We start from the raw sequence: 15110 nt of genomic DNA, 5'->3' as shown, positions 1-15110 counted from the left end.
TTGATTCGATTCGTGCCAGGAAGCACTTGCCCATGACCGCCGCCACCGCACCGTTGTTCTGGCGTGACCCCTCGCTTGCGTTCATCGAAGCGCGCACCATCGCCGACGGGCGCAAGGTGACCTATGCGCGTCACGCCCATGAGCACTTTTCCATTGGTGCGGTCACCGGCGGGCGCAGTTATTACCTCTACGGCGCGGACCGGTTCGAGATCAGCGCCGGCACGGTGGTACTGATGAACCCCGGCGATGTGCACGCCTGCAACCCCATCGACAACGAGCGGTGGTCCTATCAGATGTTGTATATCGATACGCCCTGGCTCACCGAGCTGCAGCACCAGTTGGGCTTCAGCACCGACCAGGGTTACCGACCGTTTACCACGCCCTACAGCCGTGACCCGGTGCTGTACCGTGGCCTGCTGGAGCTGTACCGGACCGTGGTGGATGAACGGGCCGAGCACCTGCACAAGCAGAGCACGCTGGTGAGTTACTTCACCGAGGTCCAGCAACGCCTGAACCCTTCGCCCATGCCGATGCGGGAGGTCAACCACAAGCTGGAACGGGCGGCCGAGTACATCCGCGAGCACTGCACCCAAGCCCTGAGGCTGGAAGACATCTGCCTGGCGGCCGAGCTGTCGCCTTCCTACCTGATCCGCGCCTTCAAGCACTATTACGGGCTCACGCCCCATGCATTCCTGGTCAACCAACGCATTCAGTTTGCTCGCGCCCAATTGCGCCAGGGCGAGCTGATCGCCGATGTCGCCCTCGCCGCCGGTTTCGCCGACCAGGCGCATTTCCAGCGCGCGTTCAAGCAGCATTTCGCCGCCACGCCGGGCCAATACCGCGAGGTGCTCAAGCCATCAGCAAATAACCCACACTGGCCACCAGCAACGCGGCCATTGAGCGGTTGAACAGGCGTACGCCCTGGGGGTTGCTCAGGTAGCGGCGCAAAAAGGTCCCGGCATAGGCCCAGCACGCCACCGACAGGTAGCAGATCACCAGGTAAAGGCCGGCAAACAACCAGACCTGCCGCGCATCGCCGTCCGCCACGAACAGCCCCATCCCCGCCACGCACGCCAGCCAGGCCTTGGGGTTGAGCCATTGCATGATCGCGCCGTAGAGCATCGACGGCGCTGTCGCCGCGCCCTGGGCATCCAGCCGGCCGTCATCCACCGCCAGTTTCCAGGCCATGTAGAGCAAAAAGGCGACCCCGCCCCATTGGATCAACTGGGTCAACAAGGGCCAGCGCACCAACACCTCATGCAAACCGAGGCCGATCAATACCAGCAGCAGAGTGAAGCCGACGGCGGCACCGAACACATGTTGCTGACTGGCGACAAACCCGAAGCGCGCCCCGGAACTCAGGGCGACCACATTGACCGGGCCCGGCGTGATGGACGTGGCCAGGGCGAAAGCGGCCATGGAGAGGATCAAGCTCATTGCGATTCCTTTTTGCTGTGGCTTTTGAAGACAGCGCCACAGTAAAACGGCGAAGCAATCGGGGTATTGAACAAAATACCCCTTTCATTACAAACCACACCCGAGCGTGCGCCGGCCGCCTAGCGCTGCGAAGGGATACGGATATCGCCGTCGCGGCACTGGCTTTTCACGCTGCGGGGGCAACCGGCGAAAGCCAGGTCTTTGCTCAGGCACACGCGCACTTCCGACAGCACCTTGCCTTTGCAGATCACCGCCAGGCCATGGTTGCCCAGGCGCGGGTTGCTCTCGCGAAACAGTGCCTCGATCTCACGGGCCTGTAACGTCGGTGGCGTGTTGAACGGCTGCAATTGCGGCGGGATGGCCACCACGCCCAACGCCGCGTCCGTCTTCTCCAGGTACGCCAGCGGCTCGAGCCCGCTGCAGGTACCGTGCTTGGCCCATTCATGCTTGAGCAGCGAACGCGTCGGAAACAGCGCGGCGCCCTTGTCCATCTCTTCGCGGCTCAATGCCGACTGCGGTGCACACGACGCTGGCCACCCGCCCCGCACGTATTGCGGCCACAAACCATGCAGCACGAAGCCGTAACCCTTGCCCGAACACTGTTCGTTGTCCGGGTGCGTCAGGCAAAAGGTCGGCGACCACGACAATGACAGCACATAAAAATCAAACTCCCCGGGCGTCCCTTGGTTACGCGGGCCCGCCATCACACCCGTGGCCAGGACCAGCCACAACGTCATCCAGTATTTCATGCCTCTATTCCTTGGAAAAAAACAGGTATACCGCGACTACTCCGGATGATAGGGGTTACGTTGTAGCACCTTGTCCATGATCCGATCGGTCTTCAGCGCCTCGATCGCCAGCGAAGGATGCTCGGCCTCCCCGCGAATATGGGCGTTCATGGCCAGTACGTGGTGCCACTGGATATGCGCGTGACACGGTATTTCCAACACCTCGTGGGTCTCGCCTTCGAGCCGCAGTGGCTGATCTTCGAACACTGAAAACTGGATACGCCCGAGACTGCCGATCAACTCGACGCGGTCCTCGCGGCGGTCGGCGACGAAGTTCCAGCAGCCCATGCCCAATGCCCCCGAGCTGAACGTCCAGCAGGCCGTCACTGCGTCCTCTGCCGCATAGCGTCCGGCCTGTCGCGCGGTAAAGCCCGAGACTTCGACAATATCCCCGGCCAGGTACTGGAACAGGTCGAAGCCATGGCTGGCCAGGTCGGCAAAGTAACCACCACCGGCAATCGCCGGGTCGGTGCGCCAGTTGCTGGCGCTGGTATCCTCGGCGGCCGGCGGTTTGCACAGGGTCCAGCTCAGGTGGCGCAACTCGCCGATGCGCCCGTCGCGCAGCCAATCGCGCACCTGCTGGAAACGCGGCAATGAACGCCGGTAATAGGACACGAACAAGTGCAGGCCGGCGCGCTCGAAGGTGCGCTGCATCAACGCGCTCTGCTCGGCATTCAGGGACATGGGTTTCTCGACGCAGCAGTGCTTGCCGGCCGCCGCCGCCATCAGGCTGTATTCCAGATGGCTATCGGGCGGCGTGGCGATGTACACCGCATCCACCTCGGGGTCGTTGATCAGTGCCCGGGCGTCGGTGTAGGAACGGCCAATCCCATGACGCGCCGCATAATCGCGCACGGCCTCCTCGCGGCGCCCCATCACGGCTACCAGGGCCGAACCTGGCGCTTTATAAAAAGCGGGTCCACTCTTCAATTCAGTGACATGACCACAACCGATCATGCCCCAACGTACGGTGTTCATCTGTTTTCCTCGTCCGTTTTTATCCATCCGGCAGTATCCACATACCCACCCCAGGGTGCCATAGCCACTTAGCATGACAATTGCATTACACTTTTATGACAATCATCCCACTGCGGGGACACAGACGATGAAAATCAGGGCAACTGTCATTTGCGAACACGAGGGGCATATCCTCTTCGTGCGCAAGGCCAGATCGAAATGGGCCTTGCCGGGCGGCAAGGTCGAGCGCGACGAGCGCCCGGTCGGCGCGGCCGAACGGGAATTGGAAGAAGAAACCGGGTTGAATGTGGACGGGCTGCTGTACTTGCAGGAGATGAAGGCCAGCGACACCGTGCACCACGTCTTTGAAGCCTCGGTGGTCAATGTCCGTGAGGCGCGGCCCTGCAACGAGATCGTCGACTGCCAGTGGCATCCCTATGGCGCCGTGGACGAGCTGAATGCCACCGACGCCACCAAGCGCATCGTCAAATCCTTTCTGCGTCGCCTGTAGCTGCAACCCTCGCACCACACGACCTCTGGTTTTCTGCCGTTCGACAAGGGATTTGACGAACTCGGCAGCATGCCGATTCGTCGCCACTGGATGGGCAAACACCTGTCAACTCTGACAGTAGACCGCTCAAAACCGCCCGTTTAGTGTCGTAGATGACAGTCCCACTCTCATTGAAAGGACAGGCGGCGATGAAACAACTCTTCGAATTCAAAGAGGTGTTCGGTGACGATGATGCTCCTGAAGTGCTGATGTCTCGCCTGAACGATGAAAACAACGATCTCGAACATCCCGACTACACGGTTCGCTTGTCTTCACTCGGCAACAACGGGACGTATTATGTGATCAGCAAACCGGAAGACGTTGATGGGGACAATGACCGTGACGAGGATGACGCTTCCTACTATGAACTCGCCGCACAGCTAGTAATGGCTCTGGTCACCCTGAGCGCGGTGGGTGAGCAAAAGCGATTTGAGCGCGTGTTGATCAAATTCAATCCAGCCTCGAAAACAGACGTCGATATTTTGCACTTCAAACACGCCAATACAGACATCTCTGCGCCAGACTATGTGGTGACGGCAACGAACCCCGACCGCGTCGGACGCTATCGCACCATCAACAATCCGATAGACGCGGATGGTGATGGCGACATCGACAACAATGACAGCCTGATCTACAGGCAACTGGCGACGTCGTTTGCGTCAATGAAGGATTTGCGCCCATAGCGAGTCAGCAACGTTCTGGCGTTCGACCAAGGCGCTGGCTGCGCGTTGTTCAAGGGGTTGAAGGCGCGAGCGTGCGCGCCACTTCGTGGGCCCTCGTCGCCTTCGCGTTTGCCGCACCGCGCACGTACAGCGCCTGCACCAGCGCCTTGCGCTCATCCAGCGGTAACGTACTGGCAAATTGCGCCAGCGTACTGTCCACCAACGCCCTGAGCGCCATATCCGCCTCGCGCGCCTTGGCCAACTCGGCCACCAGCACATCGCGGTCCAGGGTCGGCGCTTCCAATTGCTTGATCACACCCAACCGCGCTTCACGCCCGGCCATGATCAGCGGCTGACTGTCGTCGCGATTGTGGCGCAGCAGTTGGCGCAGTTCCCGGCGCCGCTCCACGGGCAACTTGACCATGGCCTGACGCAGACCGTGCTGGTTGACTACCGCTTCGACCGGCCTGGCGATGGCCATCCAGTGGTAGAGCCCACCACCCACCCCGCCGAGCAGAAATACATTGAGCACGACCGACACGAACAGCCATGGCTTGAGGGATTTGCCTGTCATTGCTCGGTTTCCTCGGCGTTGACGGTGAACACGACTTCCGCGTCGCCTTGATCGAAGACGCTGGGCAGTACATCGGAGGACATCAAGGGCAGCGGCACGCTCATGGATGCCACCAGCATGCCGGTGACGATCCCGGCGATGCCCACGCCCACCAGGCCGGCGGGTGACAACCAACGGGCGTAGCGCGACCACCACGCGGTGCGGCGCGGCGCGGATTGGCAGATCTGCCTGGCCAATGCCGAGTCGGCACTTGCCCATTGGTGGCTGTCCAACTGGCTGTCGAGCCAGCGCGCCTGGCGCAAGGCTTCGCGGGCGGGCCCATCGCCGCCGTCGAGCAACATTTGGGCCGCTGGCCGCTCGGTGGCCGGCCAGCGTTGCAGGTCCGCCCCATAGGCATCGGCCAGGTAGGCAAAACGTTCAGGTGTCATGGTGTTCCCCTTCCTGGGCGGGCGAGCCCGGGTGTGTCGGCCAGTTGCCGGCGCAACTGGCGTCGGGCCCGCGACAGCAGGCTCTCCAATGCCTCGACGCTGATATTCATCAGCGCTGCGGCGTCGATGTTCGACAGCTCCTGGTAATACTGCAGCACAATGGCTTCGCGCTGGCGGTCGGGCAAAGCCGCCAACGCGGCGGCCATGCGGGCACTGCGGTCCAGGCCTTCCAACTGTTCGTGCGGTGAGGGCGCGCTGTCCACCGGCTCCAACGCTTGCTCGTCACTCAACGGCTGCTCCTTGCGTCGGCGCAGGCGGTCGTGGCACAGGTTGAGGGCGACCCGGTGCAGCCAGGTGTCGAAACGCGCTTCGCCACTGCGCCAATGGGCGGCCTGGCGCCAAATGCGCAGGAAGCTTTCCTGGGCCACGTCCTTGGCTTCGTCGGCATCCCCCAGGAGACGACCGGCCAGCGCGAGCAAACGCGGAAGCTTGCGCGTCACCATTTCGTTGACAGCGGCAGGTTCGTTGTTGCCGATGCGGGCCAGCAGCTCAACATCTGGATCAAGGTCTTTCAATCAGGGAATTCTCAGGGCCAGGGCTGTCGTTTCAGCGGGACCAATGCCCTTCGCGCCAGTACCAGTTGGGACCATGGGCCTCCCAATGGCCTGGCCTCCAACGTGCGTTGCGCATCACCGGCTGCCAGTGCCCCGGCACCCAGGCGTAGCCACGCCCTTCCCAGCGCCAGTGGCCTTGGTCCCAGGCGTAGCCTGGGCGTTCGCCGGGGATCATCTCCACACGCGGCGGCGGCGGCGCCTGCTGAATGATGATCTCGGGCTGGGCAAACGTCGGGGTGCTGACAAACGCGGCGAGGGCCAGCGGGGCAAGCAAGACAAAACGCAATCTGGCCAGGGGTCTCATGGCAACTCCTTCAGGCAACGAACGAAAATGCAGGTTGCTGATGGGTTGAACGGCGCGGGCCTGGAAATCCGTCGCGGGCGGCGCAAATTTATTTCTCAAGGCCAGTATTGCGCAGCAGATGTAAGGGCTTGATGAAATATCTGAACGCTTGGCGACGGATTTATCCGCGTGGCCACGTTGAAGGATTAACGCCGCTCATCCCAAGAGGAAACACCATGTACCGTCGTCTTACCCTGCTGGTTGCCGCCTTGCTGATCGCCAGCCTCAGCGGTTGCATCATCCTGCCGGAACACCGCCATTGCTGCTGGCGTTATTACGGCGCGCTCGATACGCCTACCCGCACCGTCATTGGTTAGCCTACCGCCGCAATCTCACGGCGTCCGCCGGGGATGAAATGTAAAGCCGAGGTCAAATCGCGGGCAAAAAAAATCCCAAGTAGCTGATGGAAACTTGGGATTTAAAAATGCATAAACCGTGGGAGGTGAACGCCGGGTAATAATAATGGCTGTCAAAAGCTGTAACAAGATTTTTTCAATCCTTCCGTCGGATTAAAAACGTCGTAAGTCATTCAATAACCACACATTTTTAAAGGTGGTCGAGCATATGAATGCTACTTTTTGGTGCAACTACCGTTGATATTTCCCGCCTATAAAATGGTTATAAAACCGTGATCGTACTGCAAGTACCGCACTGTTCGTGGTGTTGCCCTTCTATTTGCGCGCCACTTTATAGCGCACGCAATCCTGATAAAAACTCTGGCGAATTGCCTCGGGCTTGAGCCGCGAACGACTGTCGTAGGTCTGCTCGGTGATGCCCATGGCCATCATGCGCATCCACGATTTACTGAACTTGATGGTCTGGATCTTCTGTCGTGCGGCGTACAAAGACACCCCCGACAGCTTCAACTCCTGGGCCCTGGCGGCGGTGCCGGCCCCCCAACTGCACATGTACTTGTCACCTTCGCGCAGCTCCCGTGCCTGCACGGCAGCCGCGCCGCCGGCCAATGAGCAGGCGATCAGCATGATTCCAACAGTGCGCATTTGCTTCCTCACCTAACCACCTGAAAATGAAAGCGATTCTGGCGAGGATTTTGTTACAAAGGGGCCATTAAATTGCCTTATCGGCTATCACCACCGGTAGGTTGCACTCGCTTGTACCGTGCGCGGGGAGCCATACCAGCACCACGAGTACGAATAACACGACGCCACATACTCTTTATTCGCCAGCTTGGTGCCGTTGAGCGCCAGGCGCAGGCTGTCCTTGAGACGGGCGGTGTTCGGGATGTCGTAGTGCAGCGCCGCATCGAACAGGGTGACGCGGTCGTCTACTCGTGGGCCCAGCGCATCCGCTCACCCCCACGCCACCACCAACAGCCCCAGCCCCAATGCCAGGCACAATGGGGAATAAAAATACGTATCCAACCTGGCGAACCGCGAGCCGCCGACCTTCTTGAAAAAGCCCACCAACTCCGAATCCCCAATCGCCCTGGCGAACATCAGCACCGCAATCGCGCTGATCCCCCACTGCAATGCGCCATGGGACACCGGCGAGAAATACAGCCCGGCCCGCAGGCAGACCAGCAGTGCAATCGCCACCAGCGCCATCGCCACCAGAAAAGTGCCCAGGGCCGAGGGTTTGAACGCGGGGCGCGGCCCACCGGCGAATTCGCCGGGTAGTTGGGGTATGGCCGCGAGGCTGCCGAGTTTGCCGCCGACGGCCCAGTACAGGTGCACCATGCTGATGCAGGTAAACACCCCGACGACCCATCGTGCGACGACAAAGCTCATGGCGGTTCTCCCTGAAAAGGTGCGAGACAGGATAGTCGCCGTGGGATTTTTTGCCGGTATTTCGTCGGACAGAAGCGACCGTTATTTCAAGCTCGCCTCAACCTTCTGCGCCACGTCCTGCGGCAACCAGGCCTTCCACACCTCGGGATGTTCCTTGAGAAACGCCTGAGCCACCGCCCGTGGCGCCGTGTGACGCTCGCTCATGCTCGCCAAGGCTTTGTTCAGCGGCTCGATCGGAAACTCAACCTTCTCGAAAACCTGTGCAATCTGCGGATATTCCTTCTGGAACGGCGCGGACACCCCAATGCTCAACTTGGACGCCAACGACCGCGTAGGCTTCGGATCAGGGTTATCCGCATCGGTCAACGTCTTCCAGGCCTCGGCGTCGAACGGCGGCTCTTGCAGTTGGATCAGCTTGTAGCGCCCCATCAACGGTGTCGGCGACCAGTAGTAAAACAATATCGGCTTGCCACGGCGGATCGACGAAGCGATTTCGGCATCCAGTGCCGCCCCCGAACCGCTGCGGAAGTTCACGTAGCTGTCATCAAGGCCATAGGCCTTGAGTTTCTGTTTGTTGACCACTTCCGAGGTCCAGCCGATGGGGCTGTTGAGAAAGCGCCCCTTGCCTGGGGATTCGGGGTCCTTGAACACGTCCTTGTAGCGCGCCAGGTCCGTCACGCTCTTGAGCTCCGGGGCCAGGGGTTTTATGCCTTTGGCCGGGTCGCCCTTGACCACGTATTCCGGCACCCACCAGCCTTCGGTGGCGCCCTTGACGGTATCCCCCAGGCCGATCACCTTGCCTTCGGCCTCGGCCTTGACCCACACAGGGCTGCGGCCGGCCCACTCTTCGCCGATAACCTGGATATCATTCTTGGCCAGCGCGGTTTCCAGGGTGATGGTCGTGCCGGGCAACGTGTCGGTGGGCAGCTCATAGCCCTTCTCGACAATCACCCGCAGCACTTCAGTGATGAGGCTGCCGCTCTCCCAGTTCAGATCGGCAAAATGTATCGGCGCCTGGGCGGCCGAAACCGGCAACGCGGCCACGGACAACCCCAGGGTCGTCAGGGACGCGGCCAACAGCGTTCTCAATCCTTTCATCCTTCGCACCTCGCGATATCGCAGCCAATAGCGGACGGCTTTGCTGCCCATACGCGAAGCCTCTGAATAGTTAAGTCAACTCAACTGTAGTAGAGGTTCCGGAAGACAAAGGATCTTCGTGGGAATGGCTGATTACTCGCTGGCCTTGAAGGTGACCAGTTCACCCTTGCGCCATTTGGCGGCCTTGCCGGTCACGGCCTTCAGGGTTTTGGTCAGGCCTTCCTGCAGTTGCTCGTTGGCGGCGAACACCAGCATCACGCTGTGGCCTTCCTTGAATACGATGCCCTGGCCTTCGGCCGAAGAAACGAAGGCGTAATCGCCCAGGCCATACACCGTCAACTTGATGTCACGGAACTTCAACTCAAACTTGCCGCCTTCACGACTGGGCAATACCGCCGCGCGGAAATGATCGCCCACTTTGAGTTCCAGATGCTGTTTGTCGTCGACCACCAGCGCCGTTTCGGTATCGATCTCGGCGATGTAGATGCCTTCCGGCGTCTGCTCGGTGATGTAGACAAAACGTGATTGAAACTGTTTGACCAACTTTGCGCGCAAATCACCCAGCACGAATAACGCGTGCATATCCAAATTACTGACTGCCAAGGAAACGCCCCCATCTTGAAAAGAGCGCTGTCCGCCACGGCGGGCAGCACAAAAAAACGGCCATCACGGCACGCGCGCACAACACACTCGTAGAAAAAACTGAAGAAGATCCCGCTGTCGCGCCATGAGACTAGTACAGACATACGCGATATACCTTAGGCAAGGTCATCAGGCATTACAGGAAATCACAGGTTCAACGACCCGAGAATACGGATCGACCAACTTCAGAAAACAACCCAGTTAAAAACGCAGTTTTCAGACAGCCCACATAAAAGTAAATACCTGGTGTATGGAACCAGTGTTTGGCGGCCGACGACAATACTAAAACAGCTGCACCGCTCAAAACCACTCAAAACGCTACACGCGGGTCAACCAAATCGATCGAAAGGAGCAGGCCATGCAACGACCCCCCTACGACGCTATGTCTTCGCGCACTCGCTCACCTTCTCAGCACGAGGCTCAATACTACCGCTTGCACGGCGGCGACGGGTACCCGGATTCAGTTCTTTACCAAGTCGTACCTGCCGGCCGAAACTTTTTCCATATTCGTGAGGTGCTCAGCGGGCGCATAAAAGGCTTTCGCAGCGATCATATCCAAGCCTGCGAACTGGCGAAAAAACTTGAAGCCATCCTGCATGAATCCCCTGGAGGGACCGTTTCGTCACCTTAATGACTTTACTGCGCCGCCGACCCGCAACAACTGCCATACTGGTCCGTCCACTGAACTTTGCCCCTCCCCGGGTAAGGTTTCACCAGTGCAGTTATCTCCAAGGGAAGGCTATACGTGACGGAATTTGATATTGGCGAATTTTTTATCCATGGCGAAGCAAGGGAGGTTGAGGGTGAGTTTCAAGCGGTGATCGTGATGCGGGCCAAACCGCCGCTGACCACCATGACCACGCACCAGGTGGAAAAAGACCGCTGGTTCAAAACCGCCGACGCGGCCGCCATGGCTGCCAAGGACGCAGCCAAGGCCCTCAAGAATGCCGTGGACGCCGGGGCCTTGAATTCCTGAGATTCTGCGACATCCGACAGAACTATGCCGCGTGACAAGCCTCCCATGCATAACGCCCCCCTTGCATGGAGAACGAAATGGACGCGCCAATTCCCACCCTTGAAACCCTGTTCGCACAATTGGGCCTGGACTCAACCCCGGACGCCATCGACGCGTTCATCGCTGCGCATCCGTTGGCCGAGGATGTGAAACTGATCGATGCCCACTTCTGGTCGCCCCAACAGGCACAGTTTCTCAAGGAAGAACTTCGCGAGGACGCCGATTGGGCGATGGCGGTGGACGAATTGAATCAACGCCTGCATCAATCGCACTGACAGCGGCTCAGTGCAGGCTGTCTGACTGCTCCTGGCGCAACAGGGCTTGCCAGGCAGCCCTGCACTCTTCAGCCTCATCACGGCTGGAGAACGCCGTACCGCGCCGCTCGCCGTTGAGCAACACGACCCAACAGGCTTTCTGCCCCATCGCACGCAGGGTTGGGGGTACGCCGCTGCCAATCATCACGGCGACATCGACTTTGGTTTGCATGGAACTTCTCCGCAACACTAGTTAGCTGACTAACAATGCGCGCCATGCTACGGTTTTCCGCCCACTGGAAAAAGCTATCCCCCGGAATAGCTTTATTGCATAAGCCGCAATAATTCGCAGGCGCAAGCCGACCTCAACGCTGGGCCGCCTCGGGTTTATACCCCAGGCGCAGTCCGCCCCAATGCCGGCCGTTGACCATGATCGGCACCGACAGGTCATGCATCAGCTCCCCGGTATCGCGGGTGTAGGTCTGCAGCAACATCGCTTGCTGATGGCTGCCACAACGAATACCGGTGCGGTCATCGAATTTGCGCTTGGTGCGGTTGTGCACGGCGTCCACTTGGACATCGCCGGTCAGCGCCTGGGAAAACGCCTTGTTGTGCGTCGGCACATAACCCTGGGGCGTGCAGGCAATAGCGAACACCAACCCTTCGTGACGCGGCAGCAGTGCCTCCTGGATCTGCGGCAATACCCGGTCGGTGTAGCCGTCAAACCGGCTGTGGTATTTGCTCGGGCTGGTATTGGCAATCAGCGTGTAGCTGCGATCGAACAGGTCCTCCTGGCTGATGCGGTTCTGCTGCAGATCAGCCTCGAACTGCGCGGAGATCTGGCTCGCGCCTTCACGCGCCAGGTCATAGACGCGCTGGTGATAGTCATCCAGCCCGACTTCCGCCAGGCGTTCGCTGATGGTTTCGGCCTGGCCTTCCATCTGCACGGCGGCTTCGGCCAGTTGGCGCGTCTGCTGGTCGCTCACCGTCAGGTCGCTGCGCATTTGCTCGACGGCATGGAACAGACTGTCGAGCTGGGTACGGTTGGTGTCGGTGCCTTGGGCGATTTCATTGACCTGGCCTTCCACATCCGCGGCCAGGCTGGCGATCGTTTCCAATTGTTCACCGGCCTGCTCAACCTGCTCCACCCCGGCGTGCAAATCCGCCGAGAGCTGACGAATCTGCTCCACCACCTGGGCGGTGCGTTGCTGGATATCGGCGACCATCACCCCGACTTCATCGGTGGCCGTGGCCGTGCGGCCGGCCAGCCCACGCACTTCATCCGCCACCACGGCGAACCCGCGCCCGTGTTCACCGGCCCGCGCCGCTTCAATCGCCGCGTTGAGCGCCAGCAGGTTGGTCTGGCTGGCAATCGACTGGATCACCAGGGTCACCCGCTGGATTTCCTCGCTGCGCTGGCTCAGGGCCTCGATCAGCTCGCGGCTGGCGTTGGCGCGCTGGCTGAGCTGGTGCATGCGGGTGATTGACTGGCCCAGCACTTCACGGCCTTCGGTACTGCGTTGATGGGCCTGGCTGGCCGCCGCCAGCGCTTCGCGGCTGAGTTGAGAGGTGAGTTTCTCAGTATCGATCATCACTTCGGCGCTGCTGACAATCTGCTTGGCCGCGCCCAATTGCGACTGCACGCGGGCCGCCAGTTGCTTGACCGAGTAGGCCACGGCAGCGGCAGAGAGTGCGTTATGACTGGTGGTATGGGACAGGTCGCGGGTCAGCTCACCAATGGCATCGGTGGCTTCGGACGGTACCGCGCGGGGCGTATGATTTTTCAGCCGAGGCAGCCAGATCACCAGCAGCGCCAGCGGCAGACAGAGGTATATCGAAAGGTTGGCCAACGCCAGGCCCAGCAGTACCAGCACCAGGGCGGTGCTCTGCAGGAGCGGCGTCAACCAGCCGGGCAACCCGCTCGCCACCGGTTGCGGTGGCACAGCTACGCCCATCAGAGATCCGTCTCCAGCCATGTTTGTCACCCCACTGCTTGTCATTATTGTCCCTGCATTAAACGCCACTATCGGGCCATTATCCATGGGCCTTTAGTGGGGTAGCTTGCAGCAGATCAATAGACGGAGTGTGACGGGGTCTTTCCCGGGAAATCGCTTTCTCTGGGGAATCACGCAGGCGATCCCCCAGCTTCACCGCATCAGGCTTGGCGCTGGTGCTTGTCGATCTGCTCGTGGCGCTCTTGCGCTTCGATGCAGTACTTGGTGGTCGGGCTGATCAGCAGGCGCTTGAGGCCGATAGGCTCGCCGCTGTCATCGCACCAGCCGAAGGAATCTTCCTTGATGCGTTCCAGGGCACGTTCGAGCTGCGGCAGCATGCGCTGGTCGCGGTCGATGGCGTTCACCAGCCAGGTACGCTCTTCTTCAACGGAAGCGGCGTCGGCCGGGTCGGCCGGGGTGTCCAGGCTTTCAATGGCGATACGGTTCTGTTCAATGCGCTCGTGGTGTTCCACTTTCATGTCTTGCAGCAACTGCTCAAAAAAAGCGTGCTGTTCGGCATTCATGTAGTCATCCGCCGGCATGGCCAGCAACTTTTCCTTTGTCATTGATTTCTCTATAAAAAATACGTGCATTAAGGCGAATAAGGGAGCGTTCCGGAGGGCCTGTGCAGGTCTCGGAAAGGCGCCGTCCATTTCAAGCGCCACTCGGCACTCAATTTACGAGGGGCGGCAGTCTAAGGCCGAGTTGAGGGCTCAGCAACTGAAATGACAGGCATTTTTCCGATATAACCCCAAAACACACCGGGACGGGCTTGGCGAATGGTTATCGGAGTGCGTTTATAGCAAGAAATTCATATGTGTGGAGCTATATAGAAGACAAACGGTTAGAACGGGCTCACACCGATCAACCTATAAGAGGGGCTTGCTGCCGATGGCGGGGTGTCAGTCGCGGGCAATCTCGACGGTTCCACCGCAATCGGGAGCAAGCCCCCTCCCACCTGTTGTACGGCGATCAGCGCTTGAGCTTGCGTTTGTTGCGGTACTGGTCGATCACCACCGCCACCACGATGATCAGGCCCTTGATGATGTCCTGGATATACGCGTCCACGCCGACAAAGGTGAACCCGCTGGCCATCACCCCAAGGATCAACGCGCCGATCACCGTGCCGGTGATGCGCCCTACCCCGCCCGCCAGGCTGGTGCCGCCGATGACCGCCGCGGCGATCGCATCCAGCTCATAGGACATGCCCATGCCTGCCTGGCCGGTGGCTGCGCGCGCCGAGGCGACCACGCCCGCCAGGCCGGCCAGCAAGCCGGCGATGCTGTAGACGATGATCAGGTGGCGCTTGACGTTGATCCCCGAGGTCCGCGCCGCCTGCATGTTGCCGCCGATGGCATAGGTGTACTTGCCGTACTTGGTGTAGCGCAGGGCGATGTGGAAGATCACCGCCACCACCAGAAAGATGATCACCGGCATCGCGCCATGGCCGATGGCCGTGTACGAATCCGAAAGCATGCTCACCGGCTGGCCTTCGGTGTAGTAACGCGCCAGGCCGCGGGCCGAGACCATCATGCCCAGGGTCGCAATGAACGGCGGGATGCCGGTGACGGCGATGATGCTGCCGTTGATCGCCCCCGCCAACAGCCCCACTCCCAAGCCCATCGCCACCGGAATCCACACCGGCAAGTCAGTCAGGCTGGGAAACACCGCGCGGGAAAAATCCGAAGTTTGCGCCAGACTGGCAGCGATCATCGCCGACAACGCCAGCACCGAGCCCGACGACAAGTCGATCCCCGTGGTGATGATCACCTGGGTCACGCCAATCGCCAGCAAGCCGATGATCGAGACTTGCAGGATCATCAGCACCAGGCGCTGGGAGTTCATCAGGAAGCTCTGGTCGCGCACGATCCAGCCGAACACCTCAAAAACCAGGCCGATGCCAATCAGCACCAAAAAGATGCTCAGTTCGGTCGGCAGCCGCCGGCGACTTTTGTTCGGCACCGTCGCCGGCTTGTTATCGGTTATCGCGTTCATCACCCATCACC

Annotated in this window: 22 protein-coding genes and 1 pseudogene; 7 read left to right on the top strand and 16 right to left on the bottom strand. The window is 60.2% G+C overall.

Translation table 11 applies throughout. The annotated features are described in order from the left end of the window. Window positions 1-32 precede the first annotated feature (32 nt). Entirely contained in the window at window positions 33-908 is an 876-nt protein-coding gene (locus ACLH0J_RS16750) for an AraC family ligand binding domain-containing protein (protein WP_411388185.1), read from the top strand. On the opposite strand, the gene ACLH0J_RS16745 is transcribed toward ACLH0J_RS16750, so the two are convergent. The 3 genes from ACLH0J_RS16745 to ACLH0J_RS16735 form a co-directional block, all read right to left on the bottom strand. Further along, a complete protein-coding gene (locus tag ACLH0J_RS16745; RefSeq protein ID WP_411388184.1) occupies window positions 850-1437 on the bottom strand; it encodes a LysE family translocator in 588 nt (195 codons plus the stop codon). The two genes, ACLH0J_RS16750 and ACLH0J_RS16745, sit on opposite strands and share 59 nt — an antisense overlap. A gap of 119 nt (window positions 1438-1556) precedes the next feature. Then, entirely contained in the window at window positions 1557-2186 is a 630-nt protein-coding gene (locus ACLH0J_RS16740) for a ribonuclease T2 family protein (RefSeq protein ID WP_411388183.1), read from the bottom strand. 36 nt (window positions 2187-2222) lie between these two features. Then, window positions 2223-3203, bottom strand: coding sequence for a Gfo/Idh/MocA family protein (locus ACLH0J_RS16735; protein WP_411388182.1), 981 nt, complete (start codon window positions 3201-3203; stop codon window positions 2223-2225). Window positions 3204-3330: 127 nt separating this feature from the next. On the opposite strand from ACLH0J_RS16735, the gene ACLH0J_RS16730 reads away from it, so the two are divergent. Both ACLH0J_RS16730 and ACLH0J_RS16725 read left to right on the top strand, forming a co-directional pair. Beyond that, window positions 3331-3693, top strand: a complete 363-nt coding sequence (locus tag ACLH0J_RS16730; protein ID WP_411388181.1) for an NUDIX hydrolase — start codon at window positions 3331-3333, stop codon at window positions 3691-3693. A gap of 188 nt (window positions 3694-3881) precedes the next feature. Further along, window positions 3882-4415 (top strand): hypothetical protein, encoded by a 534-nt coding sequence (locus tag ACLH0J_RS16725; RefSeq protein WP_411388180.1) that lies wholly within the window; start codon window positions 3882-3884, stop codon window positions 4413-4415. A 49-nt stretch (window positions 4416-4464) separates the two neighbouring features. Here the strand turns inward: ACLH0J_RS16725 and ACLH0J_RS16720 are convergent, their stop codons facing one another. The 4 genes from ACLH0J_RS16720 to ACLH0J_RS16705 are packed head-to-tail and all read right to left on the bottom strand — an operon-like array spanning window position 4465 to window position 6314. Then, entirely contained in the window at window positions 4465-4968 is a 504-nt protein-coding gene (locus tag ACLH0J_RS16720) for a periplasmic heavy metal sensor (RefSeq protein ID WP_411388179.1), read from the bottom strand. Beyond that, window positions 4965-5396 (bottom strand): hypothetical protein, encoded by a 432-nt coding sequence (locus tag ACLH0J_RS16715; protein ID WP_411388178.1) that lies wholly within the window; start codon window positions 5394-5396, stop codon window positions 4965-4967. The genes ACLH0J_RS16720 and ACLH0J_RS16715 overlap by 4 nt, the downstream gene beginning before the upstream one ends. Next, the gene (locus ACLH0J_RS16710; protein ID WP_411388177.1) at window positions 5393-5971 is read right to left on the bottom strand and encodes an RNA polymerase sigma factor; all 579 of its coding nucleotides are present in this window, start codon (window positions 5969-5971) and stop codon (window positions 5393-5395) included. Before ACLH0J_RS16710 ends, ACLH0J_RS16715 begins: the two co-directional genes overlap by 4 nt. A 31-nt stretch (window positions 5972-6002) precedes the next feature. Continuing rightward, complete coding sequence (locus ACLH0J_RS16705) at window positions 6003-6314, bottom strand: YXWGXW repeat-containing protein (RefSeq protein WP_411388176.1); 312 nt, start codon at window positions 6312-6314, stop codon at window positions 6003-6005. A 215-nt stretch (window positions 6315-6529) separates the two neighbouring features. Between ACLH0J_RS16705 and ACLH0J_RS16700 the strand changes: the two genes are divergently transcribed. Continuing rightward, window positions 6530-6670: a hypothetical protein gene (locus ACLH0J_RS16700; protein WP_411388175.1), complete on the top strand. Its 141-nt coding sequence runs from the start codon at window positions 6530-6532 to the stop codon at window positions 6668-6670. Window positions 6671-7024: 354 nt separating this feature from the next. Here the strand turns inward: ACLH0J_RS16700 and ACLH0J_RS16695 are convergent, their stop codons facing one another. The 5 genes and pseudogenes from ACLH0J_RS16695 to ACLH0J_RS16675 form a co-directional block, all read right to left on the bottom strand. Continuing rightward, window positions 7025-7354, bottom strand: coding sequence for a hypothetical protein (locus ACLH0J_RS16695; RefSeq protein ID WP_065941186.1), 330 nt, complete (start codon window positions 7352-7354; stop codon window positions 7025-7027). 87 nt (window positions 7355-7441) lie between these two features. Then, window positions 7442-7627: pseudogene (locus tag ACLH0J_RS16690) on the bottom strand (hypothetical protein); the annotation flags it as partial. Between the two features lie 36 nt (window positions 7628-7663). After that, on the bottom strand, window positions 7664-8101 hold the full coding sequence (locus ACLH0J_RS16685) for a DUF3995 domain-containing protein (RefSeq protein ID WP_411388174.1): 438 nt from the start codon (window positions 8099-8101) through the stop codon (window positions 7664-7666). A gap of 81 nt (window positions 8102-8182) precedes the next feature. Further along, entirely contained in the window at window positions 8183-9199 is a 1017-nt protein-coding gene (locus ACLH0J_RS16680; protein WP_411388173.1) for an ABC transporter substrate-binding protein, read from the bottom strand. 132 nt (window positions 9200-9331) lie between these two features. Further along, on the bottom strand, window positions 9332-9781 hold the full coding sequence (locus tag ACLH0J_RS16675) for a hypothetical protein (protein WP_176463024.1): 450 nt from the start codon (window positions 9779-9781) through the stop codon (window positions 9332-9334). A 418-nt stretch (window positions 9782-10199) separates the two neighbouring features. Here ACLH0J_RS16675 and ACLH0J_RS16670 point away from each other — a divergent pair, with 418 nt between their 5' ends. The 3 genes from ACLH0J_RS16670 (at window position 10200) to ACLH0J_RS16660 (ending at window position 11131) form a co-directional block, all read left to right on the top strand. Then, a complete protein-coding gene (locus ACLH0J_RS16670) occupies window positions 10200-10472 on the top strand; it encodes a hypothetical protein (protein WP_411388172.1) in 273 nt (90 codons plus the stop codon). 114 nt (window positions 10473-10586) lie between these two features. After that, window positions 10587-10817, top strand: coding sequence for a hypothetical protein (locus tag ACLH0J_RS16665; RefSeq protein WP_411388171.1), 231 nt, complete (start codon window positions 10587-10589; stop codon window positions 10815-10817). Window positions 10818-10894: 77 nt separating this feature from the next. Beyond that, entirely contained in the window at window positions 10895-11131 is a 237-nt protein-coding gene (locus tag ACLH0J_RS16660) for a DUF2789 domain-containing protein (RefSeq protein ID WP_411388170.1), read from the top strand. Between the two features lie 7 nt (window positions 11132-11138). On the opposite strand, the gene ACLH0J_RS16655 is transcribed toward ACLH0J_RS16660, so the two are convergent. The 4 genes from ACLH0J_RS16655 to ACLH0J_RS16640 all read right to left on the bottom strand — a co-directional run bounded on the left by ACLH0J_RS16655 (window position 11139) and on the right by ACLH0J_RS16640 (window position 15099). Then, window positions 11139-11342, bottom strand: a complete 204-nt coding sequence (locus tag ACLH0J_RS16655) for a hypothetical protein (RefSeq protein WP_411388169.1) — start codon at window positions 11340-11342, stop codon at window positions 11139-11141. Between the two features lie 133 nt (window positions 11343-11475). Then, entirely contained in the window at window positions 11476-12702 is a 1227-nt protein-coding gene (locus ACLH0J_RS16650; protein WP_411392840.1) for a methyl-accepting chemotaxis protein, read from the bottom strand. A gap of 563 nt (window positions 12703-13265) precedes the next feature. Beyond that, a complete protein-coding gene (locus ACLH0J_RS16645) occupies window positions 13266-13670 on the bottom strand; it encodes a TraR/DksA family transcriptional regulator (RefSeq protein ID WP_010564800.1) in 405 nt (134 codons plus the stop codon). A 406-nt stretch (window positions 13671-14076) separates the two neighbouring features. Next, complete coding sequence (locus ACLH0J_RS16640; RefSeq protein WP_411388168.1) at window positions 14077-15099, bottom strand: ABC transporter permease; 1023 nt, start codon at window positions 15097-15099, stop codon at window positions 14077-14079. Window positions 15100-15110: the final 11 nt, after the last annotated feature.

The organism is Pseudomonas sp. MPB23, assembly GCF_046605395.1.
GTDB lineage: Bacteria > Pseudomonadota > Gammaproteobacteria > Pseudomonadales > Pseudomonadaceae > Aquipseudomonas.
The sequence above is the reverse complement of the archived record's forward strand: the minus strand, read 5'-3'. Positions and strand labels throughout refer to the sequence as shown.